19 protein-coding genes and 1 pseudogene are annotated in these 23895 nt (G+C 44.1%); 12 read left to right on the top strand and 8 right to left on the bottom strand.

Annotated features, from left to right (window positions below; all coding sequences use genetic code 11):
- Positions 1-13: 13 nt before the first annotated feature.
- Both MHH93_RS02900 and MHH93_RS02895 read left to right on the top strand, forming a co-directional pair.
- On the top strand, positions 14-1726 hold the full coding sequence (locus MHH93_RS02900; RefSeq protein ID WP_500052707.1) for a discoidin domain-containing protein: 1713 nt from the start codon (positions 14-16) through the stop codon (positions 1724-1726).
- 30 nt (positions 1727-1756) lie between these two features.
- Entirely contained in the window at positions 1757-2698 is a 942-nt protein-coding gene (locus tag MHH93_RS02895) for a family 43 glycosylhydrolase (protein WP_500052706.1), read from the top strand.
- A 78-nt stretch (positions 2699-2776) separates the two neighbouring features.
- On the opposite strand, the gene MHH93_RS02890 is transcribed toward MHH93_RS02895, so the two are convergent.
- From MHH93_RS02890 to pdxR, 4 genes are all read right to left on the bottom strand, one after another.
- The gene (locus MHH93_RS02890; RefSeq protein ID WP_500052705.1) at positions 2777-3304 is read right to left on the bottom strand and encodes a DinB family protein; all 528 of its coding nucleotides are present in this window, start codon (positions 3302-3304) and stop codon (positions 2777-2779) included.
- Between the two features lie 148 nt (positions 3305-3452).
- A complete protein-coding gene (locus MHH93_RS02885) occupies positions 3453-3929 on the bottom strand; it encodes a helicase C-terminal domain-containing protein (protein ID WP_500052704.1) in 477 nt (158 codons plus the stop codon).
- Between the two features lie 12 nt (positions 3930-3941).
- A complete protein-coding gene (locus tag MHH93_RS02880; protein WP_500052703.1) occupies positions 3942-5474 on the bottom strand; it encodes an ATP-dependent DNA helicase in 1533 nt (510 codons plus the stop codon).
- Between the two features lie 60 nt (positions 5475-5534).
- Positions 5535-7025, bottom strand: coding sequence for a MocR-like pyridoxine biosynthesis transcription factor PdxR (gene pdxR, locus MHH93_RS02875; protein ID WP_500052702.1), 1491 nt, complete (start codon positions 7023-7025; stop codon positions 5535-5537).
- Between the two features lie 151 nt (positions 7026-7176).
- On the opposite strand from pdxR, the gene pdxS reads away from it, so the two are divergent.
- Complete coding sequence (gene pdxS / locus MHH93_RS02870) at positions 7177-8058, top strand: pyridoxal 5'-phosphate synthase lyase subunit PdxS (protein WP_500052701.1); 882 nt, start codon at positions 7177-7179, stop codon at positions 8056-8058.
- Positions 8059-8276: 218 nt separating this feature from the next.
- The gene (locus MHH93_RS02865; RefSeq protein WP_500052700.1) at positions 8277-9347 is read left to right on the top strand and encodes an ABC transporter substrate-binding protein; all 1071 of its coding nucleotides are present in this window, start codon (positions 8277-8279) and stop codon (positions 9345-9347) included.
- 169 nt (positions 9348-9516) lie between these two features.
- On the opposite strand, the gene MHH93_RS02860 is transcribed toward MHH93_RS02865, so the two are convergent.
- Positions 9517-9831 carry a cupin domain-containing protein gene (locus MHH93_RS02860; RefSeq protein WP_500052699.1) on the bottom strand — a complete coding sequence of 105 codons (315 nt, stop codon included), beginning with the start codon at positions 9829-9831 and terminating at the stop codon, positions 9517-9519.
- 79 nt (positions 9832-9910) lie between these two features.
- A pseudogene (locus MHH93_RS02855) lies at positions 9911-10736 on the bottom strand (helix-turn-helix transcriptional regulator).
- Positions 10737-10960: 224 nt separating this feature from the next.
- On the opposite strand from MHH93_RS02855, the gene MHH93_RS02850 reads away from it, so the two are divergent.
- From MHH93_RS02850 to MHH93_RS02825, 6 genes are all read left to right on the top strand, one after another.
- Positions 10961-12430, top strand: coding sequence for a sensor histidine kinase (locus MHH93_RS02850; protein ID WP_500052698.1), 1470 nt, complete (start codon positions 10961-10963; stop codon positions 12428-12430).
- Between the two features lie 5 nt (positions 12431-12435).
- Complete coding sequence (locus tag MHH93_RS02845) at positions 12436-13128, top strand: response regulator transcription factor (protein WP_500052697.1); 693 nt, start codon at positions 12436-12438, stop codon at positions 13126-13128.
- Between the two features lie 119 nt (positions 13129-13247).
- Entirely contained in the window at positions 13248-14756 is a 1509-nt protein-coding gene (locus tag MHH93_RS02840; RefSeq protein ID WP_500052696.1) for an S-layer homology domain-containing protein, read from the top strand.
- 10 nt (positions 14757-14766) lie between these two features.
- Positions 14767-15507: an ankyrin repeat domain-containing protein gene (locus MHH93_RS02835; protein WP_500052695.1), complete on the top strand. Its 741-nt coding sequence runs from the start codon at positions 14767-14769 to the stop codon at positions 15505-15507.
- Positions 15508-15757: 250 nt separating this feature from the next.
- Complete coding sequence (gene bglS / locus MHH93_RS02830; RefSeq protein ID WP_500053308.1) at positions 15758-16471, top strand: beta-glucanase; 714 nt, start codon at positions 15758-15760, stop codon at positions 16469-16471.
- Positions 16472-16660: 189 nt separating this feature from the next.
- Positions 16661-18346: an extracellular solute-binding protein gene (locus tag MHH93_RS02825; protein ID WP_500052694.1), complete on the top strand. Its 1686-nt coding sequence runs from the start codon at positions 16661-16663 to the stop codon at positions 18344-18346.
- A gap of 161 nt (positions 18347-18507) precedes the next feature.
- Here MHH93_RS02825 and MHH93_RS02820 read toward each other — a convergent pair whose 3' ends face one another.
- Together MHH93_RS02820 and MHH93_RS02815 are read right to left on the bottom strand one after the other, a co-directional pair.
- The gene (locus MHH93_RS02820; protein ID WP_500052693.1) at positions 18508-20148 is read right to left on the bottom strand and encodes a response regulator; all 1641 of its coding nucleotides are present in this window, start codon (positions 20146-20148) and stop codon (positions 18508-18510) included.
- 11 nt (positions 20149-20159) lie between these two features.
- On the bottom strand, positions 20160-21869 hold the full coding sequence (locus MHH93_RS02815) for a sensor histidine kinase (RefSeq protein WP_500052692.1): 1710 nt from the start codon (positions 21867-21869) through the stop codon (positions 20160-20162).
- Positions 21870-22015: 146 nt separating this feature from the next.
- On the opposite strand from MHH93_RS02815, the gene MHH93_RS02810 reads away from it, so the two are divergent.
- Both MHH93_RS02810 and MHH93_RS02805 read left to right on the top strand, forming a co-directional pair.
- Positions 22016-22966 (top strand): ABC transporter permease, encoded by a 951-nt coding sequence (locus MHH93_RS02810; protein WP_421889768.1) that lies wholly within the window; start codon positions 22016-22018, stop codon positions 22964-22966.
- Positions 22967-22981: 15 nt separating this feature from the next.
- Complete coding sequence (locus tag MHH93_RS02805; protein ID WP_253435956.1) at positions 22982-23860, top strand: carbohydrate ABC transporter permease; 879 nt, start codon at positions 22982-22984, stop codon at positions 23858-23860.
- The last annotated feature ends 35 nt before the right edge of the window (positions 23861-23895 follow it).

Genomic DNA, 23895 nt, shown 5'->3' with positions numbered 1-23895 from the left:
GAGATGATGAGACATGATCAAAGGTAAATCGTGGATTGCTGTCGTCATTGCATTGATGTTGTTAACCGTTCATTTAGCGTCCTCAGCTCAAACCGTTCATGCTGCTGGGGAAGAGACCCAGATTGCTGCAACATTGTTTGTATTGAAAAATGAATCCGAAGTATCCAATGCCAAAATTCATTGGGCACCTGTCCAGGGAGCGACTGCATACGAATTGTACAGATCTGAGAACAGTGCGCCCTATACTTTATTACAGACATTAAAAGGTATAACGACGGATGATTATGACCTTAACTTGGGTAGCACTTACAAGTATCAAGTGAAGGCATACGTTGGAACTTCCTTGTTAACCTCCGCTGTCTCGCCAGATTATATCCCTTACAGCCTCCCGGATAACCTCACAACTTTTGATAACACCACGCAATCTACTCTCATGCTCCCGAATGAACTTAAAGTGGGGGGTACCTACTACAGGTTTAACTTTGTACAAAAGTCATCCGGTGGATTCGGCGAAATGATTCAACAGACGTCAACGGATGATGTTACTTATAGTAACGACAAAGTGGTTCTTTCCTACACGGATCATCCGGATCTTGCCAATGCTAAGTTTGAGGGAATTAATATCCTGTACCATGCGCCCACGAACAAATTCGTTTTTTGGGCTCACTATGAGAACAGTACAGATTACACACTTGCCAGAGTATCAGTCGCTTCGGCCACGCCAGGAGAAGACTTTACATTCCACAAAAGCTTTCGGCCGGAAGGAAACGAGTCAAGAGATATCTCCATTTTCGTAGATGATGATTCGGCATATCTGATCTCGACGGCTAACAATAATTCGGACACAATTCTGTATCAATTGACTTCAGATTGGCTGGATGTGGACCATCAGGTTTCAGTTATTTATCAGAGCCAACACAGGGAACTGCCCAAGATGATTAAAAAGGATGGCATTTATTATCTGTTCTCTTCCCAAGCGGCAGGTTGGTATCCGAGCATACCTATGTATTCATCAGCAACAAGCATAGACGGAGATTGGTCAGAATTGCGGACGATTGGCAACACATCAACCTTCTCGGCGCAGTCGGGTTCCGTTATGCGGGTGAAGCCAGATACGGGCAACAATGTGGTTATGGTTGCTTATCGCTGGATGTTCGGCTGGGCAGGTACGCAAAATGGAACAACGGAGGAACGATTACTTCCTGTGTGGTTCTCCGATGGTTATGCATTTTATGATTATTTTGATCAAGTCCTGTACAACACAAGTGATGATACGCTAGTTCCAGTTCAAAATGGAAAACTCCTGTCACAAGGTAAACCGGCAACAGCGCAAACGGCTAACGGAACGAACCCTGCAAGTTATGCTAATGATGGTAACTATCAGACCGAATGGGTCGGTACAGGCGGTTCCTGGCCGCATTGGTGGAAGGTAGACCTCGGCTCCGTTCAGCAATTGAATAATGTGCAGATCTCCTGGTGGATGCAAAAAGGCTCCGAAGGGTTTTACAAATATAAAATTGAGACCAGTACGGATAATGTAAACTGGACCGTAGCATTGGATCGAACCAATAATACATCTTACGGCTTCACCTCAGATAGTCTATCAAACACTGCTGCCAGGTATGTAAGAATTAACATGATCAATGCGACGCTCCACAATAACCCTAACAACTGGTACACCCCTAGGCTGTGGGAAGTGAAGGTATTTGGATCGGATACAAATTAACCAAGTGCTTACAAGAAGAGAGGTAACGGTGTGAATAATCGATTAACCAATGGTCGCATCTGGAGTGATACAAGCGGTAATCCGATCCATGCCCATGGTGGACATATGTTATTCCATGGCGGTTATTATTACTGGTATGGTGAGGATCGCAGAGAGGATATATATGTGAGTTGTTACCGTTCCAAAGATCTATTCAACTGGGAGTTTCGGAACCATATCCTGACGGCTTCTACGCCAGCTGAACCCATTCGAGTTCGGACGAATCTGGCATTAATGAACGACAAAGGTGGAAAGGTGAATCTCGAACGCCCTAAAGTGATTTTCAACACGGCAACGCAGAAGTTCGTTCTCTGGGTTCACTATGAGAATGGAAACCATTACAACGATGCCGCTTGCGCCATTGCCACATCTGATTCTCCAGATAGCCAGTTCATTTATCATGGCAGCTTCAATCCCTTTGGTTACATGTCGCGTGATTGCACGCTCTTTCAGGACGATGACGGGACGGCATATTTTATATCCGCTGCCAGAGATAATGCGGACCTTCACATCTATCGTCTGCAAGAGGATTACCTTAATGTCGAATGTCTTGCCGGAAAGCTGTGGCAGGGGGAATATCGGGAAGCACCAGCTGTCTTCAAGCGGAACGGGACGTATTATATGGTGACCTCATTTTGCACGGGTTGGGCTCCCAATCAAGGGAAATACGCGATGGCTAATACGATGGATGGACCGTGGGGGATGCTCAGTGATTTTGGTGATGACACGACGTATCGAACGCAACCAGCGTTTGTACTGAAGCGATCTGAGAAGGAGTACCTATACTTTTCGGATCGCTGGAACGGATCGAATTATTTTCAGTCCAGCTATGTGGTACTGCCCATTGAATTCAATGGGGACATTCCCATACTAAAGAATTATGCCACGTTATCTTTGCGAGAGGATACACATCTGATTCATTTTGAAGGATAATTTGAACGATAAAACGACTGATGAGAAAAGACTTTGTTCCTACAGAGAATGCAGGTTCAAAGTCTTTTTGGATGAATTTTATAACTTCAAATCGATTGAATAGCGATCGCGAAGTACTGATAAATGGTGAAGTTCATGTCCAGCCATAACAAATGCAATCGATCGAGCTGAAGCAGGATTCTCACTGACGATTCCTCTACAGAGCCAAGCTTCAGGTGTGAGTCGACGGAGCATAAGAATGGTTGAGCGGCGTGTGACGGCATATTCTTCACTTAAATCGTCGAGGTTATATGTATTAAAAGGGTGGGTTTGCATGAGCACATCCTGATCATATCCAGGATGATTTGTTTTGTCACCTCTGGCGATGCGAAGCAATCGGCTGCTCATGATTCGTTCGTTATCCAGAAGGTGGCCGATGACCTCTTTCACGCTCCATTTGCCTTCGGCATAACGATAATTTGCTTGCTCCTCTGTTAATGAAGAGAGCAACGTTGGTACGATGTTGGCTTGCAGCTCTAAGCGTTCGATGATGTTCCCTTCAGGAACAAGCTGGATATAACCTTTATAAAAAGCTCCATATTCATCTTTAGTAGGTCTTTCAATCATGGTAATGCCTCCTTTGGAATTCATAACTCTGGAATATATTGTAGCATATATCTTGCTTCCAGCATTAAAATTGGCCCTCCGCTTGATTGGCGGAAGGGCCGTTTCATGTGATTTTTTGAACAGTTTATCTCGTTGGGGTGTACCACCTTTAATCCGTATGTCCTATTCCTTTTTTCTGGGCAAACTTCTCCAAAACCGCAAAATCCTCTGTTACTTTTTTGAATGGCAATGTGTCCAGCACCTGTTCCCGGTAACTCTTTTTAGCCGCTGCACTGAGACGGGAGTCAAGTATGCTGAGAATGCCAAGGTCCGTTTCACTACGGATCAAGCGACCTGTTCCTTGCCGTAACCGAAGAAGCATGTCCGGTACAAAAACTTCCATGAACGGATTCTCCGTTACAGATGCCTTATATTCATATACAGGATCGGAAGGAACAGGGAAGGGCAGACGGAAAATAATAACCTGTGACAGGTCAGAACCCTCGATATTCACACCTTCCCAGAATACACCGGTACCCAGGAGTACACCTTTGCTTTTCCTGAATTCGGCGATGACACTGTCCTGGGAAGATCCCTCTTTTTGAACATGGACTGACCATGTATTTTCACTCCCACTCGAACTCAACTTCTGGTGAATTTACTTCATATCCTCCTTTGCTGAGAAAAGGACGATGGTTCTTCCCTGAGTTAGATTACAGAGTCGAACCATCTCTTGGTAAGCTGCTTCAAGATAGTTTTCGCGCTGGTCATGGTGGTAATATGGAACGTTGTTCGAGATGTACATCATGGCATGGTTGGTGTAGTCAAAAGGGGAGGATTTGCGATCCATGAACTCCCCCTTATAACCGAGGGAATGTGTCAAATAAGCGTATTGTTCCTCCAGTGTATCTCCGCCTTGGCACAGCGTTGCCGACGTTAGGATTACAGGTACCTTGCCATTAAATAAAGCGTATTTCAGAAATTGGCTGATATCTTTGGGACAGATGCTGATCGTGGCTACTCCGAGGGGACTGCTCGCCCATAAGAGATAGTTATCCTCTGATTCAGTCAAGACATGCATGAGGGTAATGAGTCCGTTGATGCCTTCAAATGCGTCATCTATTTCTCGTTCCCGACGTGAGGTCAAAATGGAAAGGCGTAGACTGAGATCTTTCAGATTGCTCAAAACTTGGTTTAATGGTATTCCTCTGATCTCGGATACTTTGATTCGGTCGTTATCCTGCTTGGCATGGTGGACCAAATCTGCATTGATCTGTTGGAATATACGCTGGGCACATTTTTTAATAGAATTGGATTGGGAAAAGAGTTCCTTATCCCCGGACTGCTTCGTGAGAAGCTGCACCGTGGTATCGAGAATACGGCAGAGTCCACGATAAGTGAATTCAAGCGTTCTGGCATCCCGCACTTTTGTCTCCAGATTATGTGCTTCATCAATGACGATCAGAGCAGGCTGTTCCGAGATAATGCTCTTGGTTCCTTCTTTCTTCTTCATCAAATCCCGTATGAGCAGGTCCTGGTTCACGATAATAAAATCAATCTCGTGATCTTTTGCGTTCAATTTTGCTCTCATATCGTAAAACAAACATGCATTTTTATGATGACAACGTTCAAATTTGCAATCATTCACGGAAACATGGGACCATTCGGCATCACTAATTCCAGCTTTAATATCCGCTCTTTCATCAATTTCATAATCTAATATACGCTGGGCGAGGGTAGACACGGAGGAGTTTGCATCACTAAGACTGATCAATTCTGCTGCCCTGCTTCGGCAAGCATACTGGCCCATGCCTTTGCCCACGACGGAACGAACCGTTGTAAATCCCAATCTGCTTCCAATGATCCTTAAATCTTTATGTATCTGTTCCGAAAGCTGAATGGAGGAAGTTGCTATAATAACTGGTTTCTGAGAGATTTGATTCGTGAGCAGACTTGGGATCAGATATCCAAAAGACTTGCCGATTCCGACACCAGCTTCAATCATGGCATTCTGTCCATGGATATAAGCATCGGCTATGTCGAGGGACATTTCTTGCTGTCCGATCCGCTCTCTAAGGCCCATTCGGGGGAACCGGTCATATATTCGGAAGATGGCATTGACCAAGGAACGTTCGATTTCCTTGTCCGGTTCCCGCTTATTTATTTTATAGAGTTCATTTAACCAATTCATAACGTTCGCCCCTCTTCCGAATATTGATCTTCTTGTACTACGTTTTGGAGGCGAATTACCTCATGATGGGGTTGTGGCGGCATTTTTTAATCTGGATATGCCTTCCTGTAATTGTGCGTCAGACAAATGTGCAAAAGACAAATACAACCCATATTTCGTACCAGCAGCGGTTGAACTGCTGACTTCTGAGTATACCACACCTTGTGACTTTGCCGATGCCCGAAAGGCCTCATACGTGGATACATTACCTCGCCACCAGCCGAACACGTGCAGACCCGCTTCATTCTCCACCCAATCAAACCCTGTAGAGAGTTGCTGGTTCAAGAGTTTGAGTAACAGATGGAATTTGCGACTATATAGTCGATTCATCCTGCGTAGATGACGCTCATATTGACCACTTGTCATAAATGCGGCTAACGCGCGCTGTTCAATCAGATTAACAGGCCTTGGCTCGTATAAAGCCTGTGCCTTTCTAAAGGTGTCTGCCAAGGTAGGAGGGAGAACTACAAAACCAAGTCGTACTTCAAAAGGTAATGTTTTTGTAAAACTGCCCAGGTAGATTACTCGTCCTGCTTTATCTAGTGTTTTCAGCGGTTCAACATGCATTCCGCGATATCGGAATTCGCTATCATAATCATCTTCGACAATCATGGCATCATGACGATGCGCCCAATCCAGCAAGGTTTGTCTGCGTTCAAGGCTGAGCATTTCGCCAGTAGGAAACTGTCGTGAAGGCGTGACAAACAACATGCGCGCTTCCCAGTCTTGGGGCACAACGCCCTGACCATCGAGATTGGCTTCAATCAACTTGGCACCCGCAGCCAAAATGGCTTTAGAAATCCCGACATAACAAGGGCTTTCCGTCACAACATGATCCCCCGGATCTGCGAGTAATTGAGTGAGTAGAGCTATGGCTTGCATGGAGCCTGCAGTCACGGCAATATGATCCGGATCGACTTGAATTCCCCGCATTCTTCGAAGGTAGGCAGCAATGGCTTCTCTCAATCTCGGTTCGCCCATTGAACTTACAATAGAAGAGGTGGCTTCCAGGTGATGCTCACGCTGTCTTATCTCTGCATACAATCGATTATTCCATTCATCGTAAGGGAATTTGGATAAATCAGGTTGGTATTTGCTGAAATCGATAACTTCATCGCTCTCTAGACTGGCATCATGGTTATCAACATTCGCAGGTGCATTTCTTTGAATTGTCTGTTGTTCAAACTGCTGGATACGATTCCCCCAGGCTGACAAGTGATGGGTACAAGTTTTCACGGTGGACGCATCATTACTTAAATCCAACTGATAAGCAACAAAGGTTCCTCTTCCATGTTCTGATTGAATGTAACCTTGAGCAGTCAACGTATCATAGACCTGATTCACGGTTCCCCTGGAAATGTGATACGTCGCTGCTAACTCTCTAGTAGATGGTAACTTCTCGCCATGTATAAGATGGCCTTCATGAATAGCATCACGAATGGCATGATAAAGAGCCTTCATCTTGGTATATTTTCGGTTCAAATATGAACTGTAAGCTACATGAAATTGCATATGTCCTCCAGGAGTTGAATTTAAAGTGGTACAATAAAAACCGAAATTATTGGATCTTTTTATATGACCATTCTCATTTTATACTAAATCATAGATTAGAGCGATGCCTTTATTGAAAACCACCCAAAAGTTAATTAGGAGGACTACAATCATGCAAACAGGTACAGATCGTGTAAAAAGAGGAATGGCTGAGATGCAAAAAGGTGGCGTCATCATGGACGTTATGAATGCAGAGCAAGCTAAAATTGCCGAGGCGGCCGGGGCAACAGCAGTTATGGCTCTGGAGCGGGTACCTTCTGATATTCGTGCGGCTGGCGGTGTAGCTCGCATGGCGGATCCAACCATTGTTGAAGAAGTTATGAAAGTTGTATCTATTCCAGTTATGGCCAAAGCGCGTATCGGTCATTACATAGAAGCCAAAGTACTTGAATCGCTGGGTGTGGACTATCTCGATGAGAGCGAAGTTCTCACACCTGCAGACGAAGTGTTCCATATTGATAAACATGAGTTCACTGTACCATTTGTATGTGGAGCCAAAGATTTGGGAGAAGCTCTTCGCCGTATTGGTGAGGGAGCATCAATGATTCGTACAAAAGGCGAGCCTGGAACGGGTAACATTGTAGAGGCAGTTCGTCATATGCGCCTAATTAACAGCCAGCTTCGCAAAGTGCAAAACATGTCCAAGGACGAGCTGTATGCTGAAGCTAAAAACCTGGGTGTAGCATATGAGCTACTCCGCGAAATTCATGAAAATGGCAAACTTCCTGTCGTTAACTTTGCAGCAGGCGGTGTAGCTACTCCAGCTGACGCAGCACTAATGATGCACCTGGGAGCAGACGGTGTGTTTGTAGGATCAGGTATTTTCAAATCCGATAGCCCTGAGAAATTCGCTCGTGCAATCGTTGAAGCTACAACACATTACACGGATTACAAACTGATCGCCGAAGTATCCAAAAACTTGGGCGCCCCTATGAAAGGGATCGAAATTTCGAAGTTGGCTCCAGAAGAGCGCATGTCCAACCGCGGTTGGTAAGAGTAGAAAGAACAATTGTAGTTTGAACATAGTGTCATCAAAGCCGATCAATGGATAAAAATTGATCGGCTTTTTGCTATTGTTGACGAATTCTTTCTAAACGATTGAGAATGATTATACTTCTCATTTACGAGATTCGACATTTGCTGTATACTGACAATAACTATTTTACATAATGCATAAATAGAAAACTATGAATTCAAAAGGGAGAGAATCAAATGTCTACACGCTTTAAAAAAGGAATGTTATTTTGCTTTATTGCTGCACTTGTTTTTGTACTTGCAGCCTGTTCCAGTAGTAAGGGTGAAAGCAATGAGGCAAACAATAGCTCACAGGAAGCAACGAAGGAGGTTGCAGCAGATGAGAAGACATCGGGTGCAGATGCTTCAGGTGCAGCTCAAACCACGTATCCGATAACCGTTTCAAATTATACGACAGAGAACGGCACATGGGTGAAGAAGGATCAAACATTTGACAAGGCACCTGAACGAGTAGTTGCCAATACGCAAGGTGCAGCCGAGCTGATGATTCGCCTGGGTTTGACAGACAAGCTTGTAGGTGTAGCAGCGCTGTTCGGCAGTGTGCCTGATGATATTGCTGATGAGTTCAAAAAAATTCCTGTGCTGGCTGAAGGCTATGTAGGTAAGGAACTGACCATTGGTGCTTCGCCTGACCTGGTTGTGGGACGTGGTGGATTGTTTGAGGATGCGGATTGGGGTGTTGGTACAGTAAGCAGCTTGAATGATATGGGGATCAAAACGTATGTACAAAGCACCAGTGTTCCTGATGCATCGTTAGATAGCCTGTATCAGGATATTACTGAATTAGGTGAGATATTCAACGTACAAGCGAATGCTGCCGCATATATTGAGACGCTAAAAGCACGCGAGACTGCGTTGTCGGCCCGAGCTAGCGCTGAAACGATCAACTATGCCTCTTTTTCGGATAATGGTGATGGAACCATCGGAATTTATAACGGAAACGGAGATACATTTATTGAAAGTGCAATGTCATTAATCAATATGCATAATATGCTCATCAATGAAACCGGAACACTCAGTCTGGAGAAGCTCATCGAGCTGAATCCGGATGCTCTGATTATTTCTAGGTATGCAGGTGGCATTGATCCTGAACAGACGATTGAAAAACTGCTAGCTAACAAACAGGTACAAAACATCAACGCAGTTAAAAACAAGAAAATCTACATTATTGATTTCAACAACTTCTGGGGATATGGAGATTCCATCTTCACAGGTGTTGAAGGGCTCGCTGATGATCTAGGTTTGTAAATGAGTAACATATAAACACCAGTTGCTAATTAATAATTAATGCACGACCAATAGTTAGCCGTGCAGTCAGAGAGCCAATAACCCTATTTCGTGGTTATCGGCTCTTTTATAGTTCAGGCTGTTTGCCATTACGGATGCTTATCCGGCCCCAGTCCTGCCAGTATTATTATTAAGCCTCGCTTCGTGGCTCCATTAACATGATATGACATTCCTTTTCGGCGGAAGGCTTAATCTCGACTCCCTTGGGGACAATATACATTTCGTCCTTAGAAATCTTCACTTGCCCATCACGAAAATCAATTATCATTTCACCTTCGAGCACAAAAAACAACTTATCAGTTTCCTCATGAACATGCCACTCAAAATCTCCAGCAATCTTTACGATCTTAAATTGATAGTTATTCATTTCTCCAATGAGTTTCGGAGACCACAGATCGTTTATTTTCGAAAACTCCTCATTCAGTTTAATAGATTGATAGTGCATCGTAATTCCTCCTGTGTATTATTTGTTTAAGTTCAGTATACTGATTTGGATTATGGTATAACATGGATGCCTGTTGAAATCAGGATGGATTATTGATGAACTTCTGACGATACTCCGTAGGAGAAACACCATATTGTTTTTTGAACACTCTACTAAAATAAAAAGGATCGGCGATGCCCACCGTTTCAGCAATCTGTTGCACAGACACATCGTTTGCCAATAACATTTGTTCTGCCATGTCCATACGATATTTTAATATATATTCTGCTGGCCCCATACCTGCATGTCTTCTAAACACATAGGAAAGTCGATTTCGATTAACGTTATTTTGTTCTGCAAGCGATGCGATAGACAGACTTTGACCATAGTATTCCTGAATATAGGCAGAGACCCGTTCAAATAAAACATCTGATTCACAACTTTTTTGTCTATGGTCAACACATAACAAAGTTTCATTCAGTACAACGCGAAACAGCATCTCGGTCTGAAACCTTGAAATACCTCCATGCTGGTTATACACATGCCAGAGACCGTAATTAATTCGATTAGACGAGAGGATTGGCCCGTTGATAATTCAAAATGCTGATGAGAAAAGCTTGACTCTTTCAGGTCTGAACTACATATTCGGTATAAAACCAAGATATACTCCCAATCATTTTTATTAAACACGGTTTGGTCAAGTTTCATATTTGCTCCCCCATGTACAACTTTTCCTGGTGAAAAGATATAGGGCTTCCCATCAAATTCAAATTGTATTTTTCCTGTCAAAGGAAACACAAATCCAGGGAAAGAATCGGTATATTCAGCGTGGGGCACGCCTGGATTTTAGCATATCGATATATTCCTTCGACTTGAAAAGGAATGTGTGCAAAATGCGCTGCTAACTGATTAACGTCTACTTTCACATTACATACCTCGTTTCAATAATGTTGCCAGTCCTGTTGAGATAAATCGTTACAGATCTTACTACAAGACTATTGATAATCATTCTCACTGTCAACATGTTAAACAAAACCCTTCAAGAATCACGAGAGTATGAAACCTCATTTTTACATATGGGCAATTGAATCGATCTTGTGTTAACATGTGCACTAACTAATCCAAATGTTTGCTTGAGAAGGGGAACCCCATGTCCATTCGAATAAAAATGCTGCTGTCCTTCACGGGCATGCTTGTTATAAGTCTACTGTTCATCCTGCTTACGGCAAGCTTATACACGATTGCAGCCACAGGGGATCTACAGAGTTTTCGCGATATTTACAAGGTACATTATCAGATCAATCCACTAACTGAACAGGGAGAATCGATCTTTCAAGAGATGAAATTTCTGGCCAAAAATGACCCGGACGATCTGCAGAACAAGGTTTTACTGCGTGAATATGACTTGAAGCTGCGAGCTGAGAAGTCAGGGCTCTACGTCAGACGGGAGAATAGCCAGATCTTTGAATCGTTGACCTTCAACCAGCCAGAACTAAAGCAAGCACTGCCTGCCTATGATCTGAACAATTATCAGATTCGAAGCACCTTCAATATTGGAGAACGATTTTATGCGTATGCTAAGTTTGATTTTCAATATTCAGATGGAGAACGGGGGAGTATCTTCGTCATTCGTGAGAGAAGCCCCTTCGCAGAGCTTACTCGCAAGCTGCTACCTGTGATGTCATTACTGCTTATAGGCGTCCTGATCATCGCGAATCTTCTCTTGTTCCGCTGGATCACGCGTAGTTTCATTAAGCCGCTCAATCAACTACGAAGCTCAGCGGAGCATATTAAAGATGGCAATCTATCCTTTAAGATTCAATTAAACTCCAATGATGAGGTTGGGCAACTCAGTGAAGCATTCGAGAGTATGCGGAATCAATTGCAGCGCTCCTATGCGCTACGACAGCAGGACGAAGCAAACCGCAAAGAGCTCATTTCCAACATTTCGCATGATCTCCGTACCCCGATTACCAATATCAAAGGATACATTGAGGGCATTCGTGACGGAGTGGCTAATACTCCGGAGAAAATGGAGAGTTACGTTAATATCATTCACTCCAAAGCAGTTAGCATGGATAAGCTGGTGGATGAACTGTTCTTGTATTCGAAGCTTGACTTGAACCAAGAGCCTTTCCTGTTCGAAACAGTTGATATTGCTGATTTTCTTGAAGATAGCATTGAAGAGCTGAGATACGACATGGAGGATAAAAGCGTTGCCTTGCATTGGAATAACCAGGTGTCTGGTCCCGCTATGGCTGCTGTGGATCCGGAGAAGTTGAAACGTACCGTTGTTAATGTGGTGGATAATGCACTCAAATACATGGAGAATGAACACAAACGATTCGAGATTACACTTCAAGCGGATGAAAATTGGATTACGATGGCGTTTAAAGATAATGGCAGAGGAATACCCAAAGAGGCATTACCTTATATATTTGAACGTTTCTATCGCGCAGAACAATCCCGCAATTCGTCAACCGGTGGAAGTGGGCTTGGGCTGGCCATTGCCCGCCAAATTATAGATGGACACGGAGGTTTTATCTGGGCCGAAAGTCAGCCCAATGATGGCACGAGCATATATATCAGACTGAAACGGCTGAATGAAGAGAGGGACTAGTGAGTATGGCTAACATATTGATTATTGAAGACGAAACAACGATTGCTGAACTGGAACGGGATTACTTTGAGCTCAACGGATTTTCCGTGGATCTCTGCCACACCGGTGATGATGGCCTGAAGCAAGCACTGGAGGGGGACTACAATCTGATCATTGTTGATCTGATGCTCCCTGGACTCGACGGGTTCGAGTGTTGCAGGCGCATTCGTGAGGTGAAGGAGGTACCCATCCTTGTCGTTTCGGCGAAAAAGGAGGAAATCGATAAGATCCGGACGTTCAATCTGGGAGTCGATGATTTTATTACAAAACCGTTTAGCCCAAGTGAAATGGTTGCACGAGCCAAGGCTCATTTAACCCGATACGAGAGACTACTTGGTAAAAACAAGCCAGCCCAGCAGGATGAAATTCATATCCGCGGGCTTCACATCGACAAAAGCTCACGCCGCGTTTTCGTTAATGGTGAAGAAGTGGCGATCACAACCAAGGAGTTCGAGTTACTTGTATTTCTTGCGAGTCATCCCAACCGTGTATTTAGCAAATCTGATCTGTTTGAGCGCATCTGGGGTATGGATTCCACCGGAGACATTGCAACAGTTACCGTCCATATTCGCAAACTCCGTGGGAAGCTGGAGACAGACCCCAAAAATCCCGAATACATCGAAACCGTCTGGGGTGCAGGCTACCGTTTCACCGTATAAGTTTTGAGAAAATTTAGACCCAGTTTATAATTTGTTAATGATTTTGTCCTTGGGAGTTTCTTTTTGTCCTCTATTCTATAGATACAGGCAACTACAACCTATAGAGGAGGAATTCAAACATGAATTCTACAACCCGCAAAATCGCTACATTTCTAACCATAACTGCACTAGGTACAGCCGCATTCCCACTAACTGCGAATCAAGTACATGCAGCTACATACGTTAATACCATTGCGGCAACAACCGCACAGCTTACTCCACAGCAAATTGATGCTGCTGTCAAAGATCTGAATAGTTTGGGAATCATGAACGGGTACGCAGATCAATCCATGGGTGAACATCGAGCAATTACACGTGCAGAGTTAGCATCATTGGTTTTTAAAACATTTCATTTGGAGAGCAAGACGGGAGAAACCGTAGAAATGACGGACGTGAACCCGAATGCGTGGTATGCACCTTATGCATCAAAGCTTGTTGAACTTGGCATCATGCAAGCGAACGATGGACAATTCAATCCGCAGACTCAAGTGTCGGATGCTGAACTTGAGCAGGTCGTATCCAAAGCGATGCAGCGTGATGTAAAGTCCGTTCACCATTGGATGAGCAAGTTCTACTCTGAAAACGGTTCGGCAACGCGCGGCGAAACAGCGGTGCTCCTGCAAACTGCCCACCAGGCCATTCCTTCGGAGCAGGCTCAAATCGAGAGCGTTCGATCACTGAATGCCATTACGTTAATCGTCACGTTTGACAAACCACTGACAGCAACGGATGAAGCTTTTGCCAAGGCACAATTGGACTTTGCGTTTAGTGGTGGGCTGACCTTAACCAATATGCCCCGTTTGAAAACAGGTTCGATTGCCACTTACATCGTTCCAACGTCCGTACAAGATGCTGGTGAAGTGTACAGCCTTACTTACAAAGGTCAAGATGCTGGTTCCTTTGAAGGCAGTAGCACGAAAATAAACATGACCACAGCTAGTCAAGTCACGAATGATACCTTCGAGATTGAAGCATTGCAAGAGAATGGAGTCGTGGATTACGGTTATATTATTGCGGCTTACAGCGGGGGTCGAGGAGCTAATGCGTTCGTGCTGAATGATCAGGAGCAAGCAGGTGGCAAAACGTTTCAAATCATTTCTTCCATGCAGGCAAGACAAGTTGTAATTACGCCAGAAGGTGGCGAGCCCATCATTGCCAGATATGTGCCGTTCACACAATCCACAGACGGCAAACAAGAACCGAAGTTCCGTTTGCCTGAAGGACAAACGCTGCAATCAGGTGTCACTTATACGGTTTCTTCGGATTGGGCCAACATCGAAAATGCTTCATTCACTGCCAAGTCGTTGGATGCGCTGGAGGTTGCAAGTGCTCAAGCAGTCAGCGAAAACTCCATTGAAGTTACGCTTGTCCAAGATCCTGGAGATGAACTGTTCTCTGGTCGAAGTGTAACATTAACTTCACCTAGCGGGGATGTTCTGACGGCCACGTATAAATATTCAAGTCGAAAAGGTGCGACAGGTGTATTCGACCTCGCTAATGATGGGAAGTTGACTCCAGGTACGACTTATACATTAAACCCAATTGGGGATTGGAGCGTTTCTTCTTCGGTTACCCTGACACTGGAGTAAAGGAGGCAGTATGAGTAAGTCGCTAATCATCGTTATTCTAATAAGTAGTATGTTCATCGTGCAAGGCTGTGTACCTGAAGTGAAAAACGACTCGACTGTGGAGGAGAAGAACATGACTTCACTGGAAGAACAGTTGTTCAAGGCGGTAGAGGATAGAGATAACGAAAATATTCAAAAATGGATTCAAGCGGGCGCCCATATCAATGCTCAGGATCAGAGCGGAAGAACGGCTGCCATGATTGCAACTTACAATAATGATCTACCATCGGCCAAAGTGTTAATTAAAGCGGGTGCGGATGTGAATATACAGGACGATATGAAGAATAACCCGTTTCTGTACGCTGGTGCTGAAGGATACCTGGAGATTTTGAGGCTGACAATTGAGGCGGGAGCGGACCCAACGATAACGAATCGATATGGAGGGACAGCACTTATTCCGGCTTCAGAGCATGGATATGTGGAAGTAGTACAAGAGCTTCTGACTCAAACTTCAGTGAATGTGGACCATGTTAATCAACTGGGATGGACAGCATTGCTCGAAGCGATCATTCTTAACGATGGCAATGCCCGGCAGCAGGAGACGATACAATTACTCATTGACCATGGAGCAGACGTGAATATACCGGATCGTGATGGTGTGTCACCGCTCAGTCATGCAAAGAAGAAAGGCTTTAAAGAATTGAAGACATATTGGTACGGGCTGGAGCCCAATAGAAATGATCTAGGGTCAATAAAGAAACCAAAATGTTGAGCTACATGTAAAATGGTATTTATAGAGCGCCTGGTTCCTTCGATGCTGAGGGGCAGGCGCTTCAATATATTAAAAAATGAATATCTCTGCTTTAAAGTTTGCTATAGTGTACCCCGCTGCATCCAGATAAAATGGAAATACCAACCATGTAAGCGCTGTCTATTATTGTAGCTCAGGTATCTTTATCTTTTGCACCTGCTACTCAGTAGCCCTAACTTGAACAGGTTGGAATCATTCATGGAGGTGTATGATGAAAAGGAAGTCTTGGTATACGTTGGTGGTGACAGGTATTGTTTCTTTGTTTTTTTCGGTAAGCGCTTTCGCAGGTTATGTGTTCTGGGAACCACTAACCTATTTTAACGCAAGTACATGGCAAAAGGCGGATGGATATTCCAATGGGAACATGTTTAACTGTACGTGGAGAGCTAACAATGTTAATTTTACAAGTGACGGCAAGCTTAAGCTTGGTTTGACCAGCTCTGCACAGAACAAGTTTGATTGCGGAGAGTACCGTTCCACGAATACGTACGGGTACGGCTTGTATGAAGTCAGCATGAAACCTGCCAAAAACACTGGTGTGGTATCCTCATTTTTCACATACACAGGTCCGTCACATGGTACCCAATGGGATGAGATTGATATCGAATTTTTAGGAAAAGACACAACCAAAGTGCAGTTTAATTATTATACCAATGGCGTTGGCAATCATGAGAAGGTTATCAATCTGGGTTTTGATGCATCTCAAGGTTTCCATACGTATGCTTTCGACTGGCAGCCGGGACATATCAAATGGTATGTGGACGGTGTCTTGAAACATACGGCAACCAGCAATATTCCTTCAACACCTGGAAAAATCATGATGAATCTGTGGAATGGAACAGGTGTTGATAGCTGGCTTGGTCCATATAACGGTGCCAATCCACTCTATGCGGAATACGATTGGGTTAAATATACAAGTAATTAAGTAGACTGAAGCAGCCGTTAGTGGCTGCTTTTTTACTGTTTTCGAACGTTGCATTTATTAAATATATGTATTCAATATCCAATATCCTAAATTAATGCAATAAATGTTGCAATATTAGTATGGGCATAAATATCATTCATTCATTATGATAAACGTGTAAGCAACATTACATAGACTGGGGGAACGAAGTTGGACACAAGTAAAAAGAGACGCGTAGGCAGCTTGGTCATGATCGGTGTATTGGCCCTATCAGCAGCCTTGAGCGGATGCAGCAGCGGAAACGACAAACAGACAGAAACGAGCGCACCGGCGACAACGTTGGAGCTCAAAGATGGGAAATATGATCCACCCGTATCTATTACATATTTACGGCCATGGGGTCCCGATGTGAAGTTTAAGCCGGGTGAGGATCAGGATAACAACGTGCACACCAAATGGGCCAAGGAGAAACTCGGTATCGAGCTGAAAAACCAGTGGATTTCTCCTTCCACCAACAATGCATTTGAGACAAAGCTGCGTCTGTCACTTGCTTCCAATGCGGACATGCCGGACATTATTTCGTATCGCGGCGAATTCAATCTGGTGCGTGAATTGATTGAGTCCGGAAAATTTGTCGATGCCGGCGAATTGTTTGACCAATATGCAAGCGATACATGGAAAGCAGCCGTAAACGAAGATCCTTCCGTATGGTATCCATACATGCAAGATGGCAAAAAGATCGGTATTCCGATTCTGGACTATGCCTATAACGGTGATCCTGTCATGTGGATCCGTGAAGACTGGATGAAGAAATTCAATCTGGAAGCACCTAAAACGATAGACGATCTTGAAGTCATTATGGAAACGTTTACGAATCAAGATCCGGATGGTAATGGGAAACAGGATACCTACGGACTGACCATCGGTTTCAAGAACTGGCTGAACACATGGATGTCAGAAGCTGGATGGGTATTCGGTGCTTATGGTACAATGCCGAACCAATGGAATCTGACGGCAGACGGTAAACTTGAATACGGTTCGGTTACACCGGGTGCCAAGCAGGCTTTAGCCAAGTTACAAAGCTGGATGAGCAAAGGTTATATCCCGGAAGAAGCCGGCGTGTATGACGAGACAAAAGCTGCTGAAGAATTTACTGCTGGAAAAGCAGGTATTGTGGTAGGTCCTCACTGGATGCCATCCTGGCCACTGGAGGATGTGAAGAAGAATAATCCTGAGGCTGAATACAAGGCGTATCCGATTCCTTCCGGTCCGGACGGTCAAGCAGGAAGACATGGTACGTCGAACGGAAACGGCGTAATTCTGATTAACAAAGACATGAAGAACCCGGAAGCCTTTTTCACCTATCAGAACTATCTCTTTGATCACTATGCGAATCCTAAAGAGGGCGATGAGTTCGAACATGGATTTGCAGAAGGATACGATTGGGTTATGGTCGATGGGAAACCATCAACTGATGCAAGTCTTACAGGTGGTTATGCTCCCGAGAAGTACACGTTAACGTTTGATGGAGCGCGAATTCCAAATCTGAGCATGACAACACTCGCGAAGCTGGCAAGCGGTGAAGAAGCGACCACGCCTTTCGAGAAAAAGATCAAATCAGGTGTACCTATACCTATGCTTGATGCAGCCAAGATTGTATTGGATCAAAAGGACATCGTGTTCAATCAAATGTTTACCGGTGCACCTTCCATGACAATGCAGATGAACAATGATATTTTGACGAAAATGGAGAAAGATACCTTCTCCCAAATTGTATATGGCAAAACCTCCGTGGATGCATTTGACTCGTTTGTTGAGAAGTGGAAATCCTCAGGCGGAGATCAGATTACCAAAGAAGTAAACGAGTGGTATGATTCCGTGAAAAGTGGAAAATAGGACGAGGGCAGAGCCGCAAACATGAATTTGATGCGGTGCGGTAACATAAGCAACATAAAGGCATTGCAGGAGAGCAACTCCCGCAATGCCTTTTGTTATGCCATATGAAAAATGGGGGACCAGTGAGTCTATTTGAACGTCAAATCTGATCTGAGTACACCTTAAACCGGCAGATTTTCCCGATATTCTTGTGGAGTGAGATCATAAAATTTCTTAAAAACTCGAATGAAATAAGCGGTATTGTTGTACCCGACAAGTTCTGCGATCTCAAACACTTTGGCGGTAGAAGTTCGCAAATGATAGGCTGCTTTCTCCATTCTTAATCGGTATACGTATGCTGTAAGTGCTTCACCGGTCTCCGCTTTGTATACCTTGGACAGGTATACCGGATGAAGATGCACATGGTCAGCAATTGCAGGCAGTGATACATCTCCAGCCAGATGAAGGTCGACGAAACTTTTGACGCTGCGTACAATGGTGCTGTGATTGTCTCTAAGCTCTTGTTCAGCATCATCTCTTATGTAATGAAGTGTGCGTATGGACCAGTCCTGTAATTGCTGTGCAGTGGAGTAACTCGGCGCTTGAAAATAGCGATAGGACTCTGCTGGAATCAAAGAAGAGATTTGTTTGCCATTTTTATGAATGATGTACGCAAACGCACCTGCAATAGCAAAATACACCTCAAAGGTGGACTCCGCTATATCATGATGTTCATTGGAATGCAGCAGTTCCTCAAAAATGTGCTCGATTTTCTGTTCCACATCCTCAAACCGCCCAGCTTCCAATAGGCTGATCAACGTTGGCGGCTGATAGAGTGACCTGATTGTATGTAGCGGGTTGGCGTCCGTTTCATCGGAAGCTGTGACAAACAATCCTTGTACTTGACCCATCCGTTTACGCATGGACATGACCGTTCGCTCATAAAGTTCACCGATCTCGTAAGGAAACTTGCCCCAGCTGGATACAGAGATAGAGATTGCACCCTTTAAGTATAACTGAACATTGGTTTGAATCTGGGCAGCATACTGCTCAAGCAGAGTCTGAGGCGTCTCGTTCCTGCTATAGCTCATCGCTGTGGAATGCTTCATGCTAACCAGAACAACGATGTAATCATGAACATCTCGGGTGTGCCAGATATGAAAATGATTATGCATCACTTCACTAATGATATTACATATCGCATATTGCATTAGGGCCAGATCACCGTGTGCCATTTCGGATAGATGTTTTTCCATACGAATAATCAGCATACCGAGGTCTTCACCTATGGAGTAGGGAAGTTCCAGCAGATCAAGCTTGTCTGCCAGTGTCTTCGGATCATAGACTTTTCCAGTCAGCAACTCATGCAGCATCGTGGATTGAAGCAATGGAAGATGATCCTGAAAAGCATGCAAGGCTCGTTGATGAGACGCTGCCGTTTCCCACTTTTCTTTAATTCGATGAACAAGACGTTGCACGGATTCAATCAGATCTTCATCGCTAACGGGTTTCAGCAAGTAATCGAAACTTTCTTGCGCAATGGCCTGTTTGGCATATTCAAAGTCCGCGTGACCTGATAAGAGAATCGTCTGCACATGAGGCCACTTTTCATGAATCGCTGTAATAAGTGCAATGCCTGACATTTCAGGCATACGAATATCGGTAATTACAATGTCAATGTCGTGATTGTCCATGATTTCCAGTGCTACTGCACCGGATAAAGCTTCATGGACCGTACCAATTCCGCAGCTTTCCCACGGGATGGTCTCTGCCAGCGTTTCCACGACCGAACGTTCATCATCCACCAGTAATATTTGCAGCATGGGTCTTTCACCTACTTGTCTGTATTGTCGTGCCATGTGATGTTAACTTTAATCCCACCCATTGAAGATTGTTCATAGAAAAGTCCCGAACCTTCACCGTACTGAAATGACAAACGTTGATGCACGTTCCATGTACCACATCCCATGTTCTCATCCAGCGGCTTAAGAAGATTATCTCTCAGCAGATCCAGCTGTTTCTCAGACATGCCAAGCCCGCTGTCCTCCACAATTATCGAGTACACATCATCCTCGCAGTCCGCATAGATTTTAATCTCACCATCCACTGATTTGGGCTCCAGACCATGAATAATAGCGTTCTCAATAATAGGCTGAAGGGTTAGTCTCGGAACTGTTTTATCTAAAATATCATGAGGCACATCGATTGTAAAATGCATTCGTTCCAGACGAAGTGACTGGATTTCCAAATAATTTTTGACCATCGTCAACTCTTCCCGAAGCGTGGCTTGATCCTTTTCGGACCTGGTTATGTATCGGTAATACTCTCCCAGATTCAGTGCCATGGCTACCACGGCCTTTTCATTTTTCATTCGGGCCATGTTCTTGATATAGAAGAGACAGTTATAAAGAAAATGCGGATTAATCTGCGATTGAAGCTGTTTGAGCGTAGCCTCGCGGCTCCTTAATTTCTCCTCATATACATTCTCGATTAACTCTTGGATTCGCTGGGCCATGATGTTGAATCGTGCAAATAACAGACTGAATTCATTGCGTGCCGGGTGATGCAGCCGAACGGAAAAATCCCCGGTGGATAAGCGATTTGTCCCTTTTACCAGCTGGAGGAGCGGAAGCTGTACACTGCGATAAAGTGTATATAAAACAACGACACTCATTACGATTAGAACGGCAATTGAAGCGTAAAACAGATTTCGGCTGCTCGTAATCGGTTTCAAAATCTGTTGCATGGGCACATAGTCAACATAATACCAGCCCAGGCTCTTGGATTGAATATAGGAGACGTAATATTCCGTTTTGTTTAACGTTGTGGTGAATCCACCGCTGGCTCGCAGTTTTGCTTCTTTCAAAGAGGGCAGTATGGCATTCAGCGTTTCCTTTCCAGAGCTATTGCTGATTAAACCATAATCGGGATGAAACATGAATGGATCGCCCTTATTGTTTAACTTGTTTTGATTGAGAAGGGTAGTTAAGTGATGAACTGGAAAACTGATTTTGGTAATTAATCGAGCTTTGTCGGGTTGCACCATCGCTGTCGTTGGGTCTGTCGTGTACCAGATAAACTGATTGTCTGCATAGGTCCAGGACTGCGATAGAGCCTCCTTAAATTCATTATCACTGTACGGAATGTAAGCATAGTAATCCGTTGATATGACTTTTTTCATCCGAGGAAAGTATAGCGTGATGGTCGAATGCCATTTGCTTGCTGCATTGTACAGATTCATCTTTTCCAGTATGGCACTTCCAACCTTCACACGTTCATAGGGAACATCCTTGTAGTCAGGGCGTTGATATTCCTGAATGCTGGAATCTTGTCCTATAGACATCCCATATAATGACAATTGGTAAATATTGGATTCTACTGAATCAGCAAATGTCGACAGGTGATTCATTGTATTGTTCTGAATCTCGTGTTCAATGACACGTACACTTTCCCGGTTCGAGTATGTGTAGAGAAACAATACCAGAATAAGCAGCATCACAAACAACAATGTAATTTTGGTAAAGACATTCATGCGTGTAAACAAAGTCCAACCTCCTAAATCTCATTTAAATATTGATATCGTTGTTGCAATATTAGGATATAGATCGCAAATTTCCATTGCTATAATTTTAATATACAAGTTCACGATGACTTGTAAAATATAAATTTTAGAACATGGGGGATGCAGGAGTGAAGGAACATACGTTAGAAACGCCGCATAAACGGCGCTCCACCAGGGTCAAACAGCGCTGGAATATGCAACGGAATTGGACCTTGCATATGATGCTCGTACCAGCCGTATTGCTGGCACTGGTGTTTCAGTACATACCGATGGGCGGCATTGTCATTGCTTTTCAGGATTTTAAGCCTTACTTGGGATTTTCTGAATCCAAATGGGTTGGTTGGGACAATTTTAGATATTTATTCTTATATCCGGATGTAGGTCAGGTGATCTGGAATACACTGGTCATTGCATTTTTCAAAATCATCGCGGGACTGTTCGCTCCATTCTTGTTTGCCATTTTGCTCAATGAAGTTCGCTTGACGGCATTCAAAAGAGTGAGCCAAACGCTTGTGTATCTGCCGCATTTCCTATCATGGGTTATTCTCGGTGGGATTCTGCTCGACATCCTGTCTCCTCAGGGCGGCATGGTGAACCAGCTTGTCGTAGCCTTTGGAGGAGAACCGATCTTCTTCCTGGGAGATGGCACATGGTTCCGTATTACGCTAATCGTCAGCGATGTCTGGAAAGAATTTGGTTTTGGTACGATCGTATTTCTGGCTTCTCTATCAGGAATCAATCCTGCGCTCTACGAGGCTGCCGAGGTGGATGGGGCCAACCGCTTCAAACAGACGCTGCACATTACAATTCCGGCATTGATGCCGATTACAATCGTACTGATGACACTCTCTATCGGCAATATCCTGAACGCTGGTTTTGATCAGGTGTTCAACTTGTACAATCCGCTTGTGTATGACAAAGGCGACATCATTGACACCTTTGTATATCGACTCGGGATCTTGAACGGGAAGATGAGTTTTGCCACAGCAGTGGGGTTATTCAAATCAGTGGTAGCTACCATTTTGATTGTTATATCGTACAGAATGGCTTACAAACTGGCTAATTATCGAGTTTTCTAGAGAGGAGAAAAGGGCTTGTATTATAAAACAAAAGGATACCGCATATTTAGCATCGCTAACTATACTTTTCTTGGGATATTATCGTTACTCTGTATTTTACCAATTATTCATATATTGGCTGTTTCATTCAGCAGTATGGCGCCGGCATCATCGAATCTGGTCAGCTTCTGGCCCATTGGTTTCACAACGGACGCTTATGTGAAAACCTTCGGAAATTCAAATTTCATCAACTCGCTTCTGGTGTCTCTTAAACGGACTGTGCTTGCAACGATCATCGGTATGGTCATCATGCTCATTACCGCATTTCCGTTGTCGAAGGAAGATATCAGTTTCAAAGGTCGCTCGTTGTATACATGGTTCTTTGTTTTCACCATCTTGTTCAGCGGCGGTTTGATTCCCAGTTACATTCTGATTCAGAAGCTTGGTCTGATGAATACGATCTGGGCACTTATTTTGCCCGGCGCTCTGTCCGTGTGGAACGTTATTCTGATGATGAACTTCTTCCGTGGTCTGCCCAAAGAACTTGAGGAAGCAGCCTACCTGGATGGAGCAGGTCATATCAAAACATTGATTCTGGTCTACGTTCCGCTGTCGCTTCCGGCGATCGCAACCTTGTCCTTGTTTACAATGGTGTATCAGTGGAACTCCTGGTTCGACGGCATGATCTATATGTCTGATATTAAAAATTATCCGCTGGCTTCTCTGTTACAGACCATTATCGTTCAGCAAGATCTCAGCAAAATCAATGTGGACCCTTCCATGTTGGAGAACATCTCACAGCGAACCGTGCGCGCAGCACAGATCTTTATTGGTGCGCTTCCCATTCTGATGGTATACCCGTTTTTACAACGTTTCTTCGTAAAGGGAATTGTTATTGGAGCAGTCAAGGAATAGGCTATGCAATACAAGGATAACCGAGCTGAGGGAGG

Source organism: Priestia sp. FSL H7-0729, from assembly GCF_038005685.1.
Taxonomy (GTDB): domain Bacteria; phylum Bacillota; class Bacilli; order Paenibacillales; family Paenibacillaceae; genus Paenibacillus.
The sequence above is the reverse complement of the archived record's forward strand: the minus strand, read 5'-3'. Positions and strand labels throughout refer to the sequence as shown.